This is a genomic window from Mycobacterium sp. TH-M116 (assembly GCF_057473685.1).
In genome coordinates this window covers 1-3322 of record NZ_JBYCLC010000133.1, presented here as the reverse complement: position 1 = coordinate 3322, position 3322 = coordinate 1, and the positions used below count along the sequence as shown (strand labels likewise).

Sequence of the window (3322 nt, the reverse complement as noted above, 5' to 3'; positions counted from 1 at the left end):
AGATCAGTCCCAGATAGTCGTGGGTGCCCAGGCCCATGAACACACCGGTCTTGGTGTTCGCCAGAGACGAAGGCGCGGTGCCCGAGTGCTCGACCGCCTGCCACGCAGTCTCCAGCAGGAGCCGGTGCTGCGGGTCGATCAGCATGGTTTCCCGGTTCGACAGCCCGAAGAAGGGCGCATCGAAACCCGTGACATCCTCGATGAATCCCGCCCGGCGGGTGACGATCTTGCCGGGCGCGTCGGGATCGGGGTCGTAGAACTCCTCGACGTCCCAGCGGTCGGAGGGAACCTCCGAAATCGCGTCCCGCCCCTGCTGGAGCACCTCCCAGAATTCCTCGACGTCCGCGGCACCCGGGAAGCGCGCCGCGTAGCCGATGACCGCAAACCCTTCGGCCGCACCGTGGCGGATGGGCGTCCCGTTGGTCGGCAGAGCTCCGTTCTGGTTCTCGGTCATTTCCGACCGCCCATCGTCTCGGGGTGCTTATCGTCGTTGGCCACGACGAAAATGCTTCCACTGCGATCGTCGATCCGATTGATGCTCAACCGTGTCTCCAGTCCATTTACTCGACAGGGGTGTAACAAGTCCTAAACCTTACTCACTGGCTGAGACGCGCGTCACCGGTATGGATAATTGGTGCGCGGCGCACAGTACCGGCGCTCGCACGTGCTGCGTGAACTGCGGCGATAGGTTGCGCTCCCGGCTTTGGCCGCGGATCAGCCGACCCGTGTGGAGCGTACGAAATCTTCCAGAAGATCGGCGGCGACTGCGACTCCCTCGGCGGGTTCGGTCATCCGGGAGGCGAGCTCTCGGGCCCGGGCGACGTATTCCGGGGCCAGGATGGTGCGTAAGTCCGTGACCAGCGATTCTTCGGTTGTGGCTGAAAACCGCCGTGCGGTGCCCACCTGCAGCCGTGTGACCCTCGATCCCGAGAGCGTCTGATCCATGTCGGTCGCAAGGACCAGTGTGGGAATTCCCGCGCGCAGGCCGATGGCCGTGGTACCCGTGCCCCCGTGGTGCACGACGGCGCGGCAGGCGGGAAAGACGGTCGAGAAATTCACCGCCCCCACAACCTTGACGTGATCAGGATGCGCGACGCTGCTGAAGTCGGCGCCGGCGGCGCCCACCAACGCCCGCTCTCCCAGCCGCGCGCAGGCGGCGCCGATCATGGCGATGGTGTCAGCCGGGGATTCGACCGGGGTGCTGCCGAACCCGAAGTAGATCGGCGGTGTTCCCGCGGCGATCCAGGACGCGACTTCCTCGTCGCCGTCGGTCGCCAACCCGAGCGTCAGCGCGCCGACAAAGGGACGCTGACGCTCGTATTCCGCCCACTCGGCCGCCAGCCCGGGAAAGAGCGCTTCGTCGTAGCCCTGGATTTCCAGCGCTCCGCGTTCGGTGATCCGCCGCGGCGGCGAGCCTTTCGCCTTCGGTAGCCCCAGTTCGCGACGCAAAGCGTCCTCGGCCTTTGTCACCCCGCGCCACGACACCCACCAGAACGCCGCCACCGCCCAGCGCCGCAGCGGCGCCGGCAGGAATACCAGGGTCTGGCGGTTGGGCCGCAGCGGGAAGTAATGGAGAGTGGCCAACGGAATGCCGTGATGCTCCGCCACGTTGGCGGCGGCGTCCTCGAAATTGATGCCGGTGAATATCAGGTCCGCGCCGTCCGCCAGCGACACCAGCGTCGTGCTCATGTCCCGCCAAGCCCGCAGCAGGGGCCCCGAAATTTCCAGGCGCGACCTGACCAGATCCCGGATCCGCCAGGGGTGGCTGAAGAAGCACGTCCAGAACTCGCGGTGCGCGTCGAGGATGGAGCGCGCCTCGGGCCCGAAGCCGACCGCCGCGACCCCCGCCGCCTCTGTGAAGCCGACCAAATCGGGCGGGACGGCCATGCAGACCTCGTGGCCCCGGCGCACCAGCTCGCGACCGACAGCGAGGTTCGGCTCGACATCGCCGCGACTTCCCCAGCTCGCCAGGACGAATTTCATCCCTGGCCCCAGTCCCTTCGCTTTTCGTGGTTCGCGCCGTGCGGACGGGCGCGGCCGAGTTTACCCAGGCCGCTAACTGCTGGCGTCTTCCGGTGAGCACGCCGCGGCGCAGGCACTTGTCGCTGAGCCCCTCCAACCATCGTTCGACCAGGCCGAGGCAACACCGGGCGTCGGGCTCATCCGTTGATGCCGCGCACCCACTGAAACGTCGCGAAGTTCTTGACGCGCACGCCGACAAATCCGCTTTTCTCCAGTACGTCTCCGACAACATCATCGTCGAATCCGAATACGCGCCCGTTGACTTTCGGCAGCAGCTGAGTGATATGCCCGGCCGACGGGACCAGTATGGCCAGCCGGCCGCCCGGTCGCAGCACTCGGACCATCTCGCCAAGGGCGGCCGCCGGGGCCGGCACCAGCTGCAGCACAGCGATCGAGACCAGCGCGTCAACAGTATTGTCCCGCAGCGGAAGTCGCTGCGCATCGGCGCGGATGAAACCGACGTGCGGGCCCGCCTCGTTGCGCACGGCCCGGGCCAGCATCGGCTCAGAGATGTCGATGCCCAGGGCAAGTCCGTCCGGGCCGGCGGCACGCCCCAGCGCCGCGGTGACGTTGCCCGGGCCCGAGCCGACGTCCAGCGCCGTGCCCCCCGCCGGGATATTCAGCCACTCGACGGGAGGGCGCCATCCGGTGAGCCGCCGCCGCAGAAAGGCCTGGGCGTTGTCATAGAGCATCGATCCGATCGGCGATCCCCACGCGGCCTGGACCAGGCCGGTGTTGTTGTGCCGAACCGCGTCGTCGGGGGCTGATCCCGCGCCGAGCAGATCGAGATAACCCTTGCTCACATCAGGGTCGGCCGGCGGATCGGCCAGCAAGTCCAGCGCCCGGCGCAGCGCAGGCGGAAGCGAGACGTTCACGTCGGTCACTCGGGCACCATCCTTAACTGCGGGTAACGGAGTCATCTTCTGATTCATCGGCCGTTCTGGTCGAGCGGGCGAGTACGGTCCAACTTCCCCAGGCCGGTGATCTCCAGGCTGACCGACTTGCGTTGTCCGGCGGCGCCGAGCATGAAGAGGATGTCGCCGACCGGTGCGCCCAGCCAGAAGCGCCAAAACCGCTTGCCGTAGAACTTCCAGACGTAGCTGCCGTCGCCTGCCACCCAATAGCCGGCGATCCACAACAGGTAATACGCCATGCGCTTCCACGGCGACACAACCATCTCGAGGTTCATCTCCATGGCTTCGAGGCCCCAGGCCCGGTAGCGCCATTCCAGCGCGTACTGGTTCTGAAACTCGAAGAACGCCCGCATTTCGGCATTGGTGACGAGGTATTCGTCGAAGAC

General features: G+C 66.6%; 3 protein-coding genes and 1 pseudogene. All 4 read right to left on the bottom strand.

Going from position 1 to position 3322, the window contains the following annotated elements:
- The coding region (locus AC2VOK_RS06485) for a beta-ketoacyl synthase N-terminal-like domain-containing protein (protein WP_428899747.1) at positions 1 to 454 on the bottom strand (454 nt) is incomplete at its 3' end.
- Between the two features lie 260 nt (positions 455 to 714).
- Entirely contained in the window at positions 715 to 1983 is a 1269-nt protein-coding gene (locus tag AC2VOK_RS06480) for a glycosyltransferase (protein WP_428899746.1), read from the bottom strand.
- A 176-nt stretch (positions 1984 to 2159) separates the two neighbouring features.
- Complete coding sequence (locus AC2VOK_RS06475; protein ID WP_428899745.1) at positions 2160 to 2906, bottom strand: methyltransferase domain-containing protein; 747 nt, start codon at positions 2904 to 2906, stop codon at positions 2160 to 2162.
- Between the two features lie 44 nt (positions 2907 to 2950).
- A pseudogene (locus AC2VOK_RS06470) lies at positions 2951 to 3322 on the bottom strand (class I SAM-dependent methyltransferase); the annotation flags it as partial.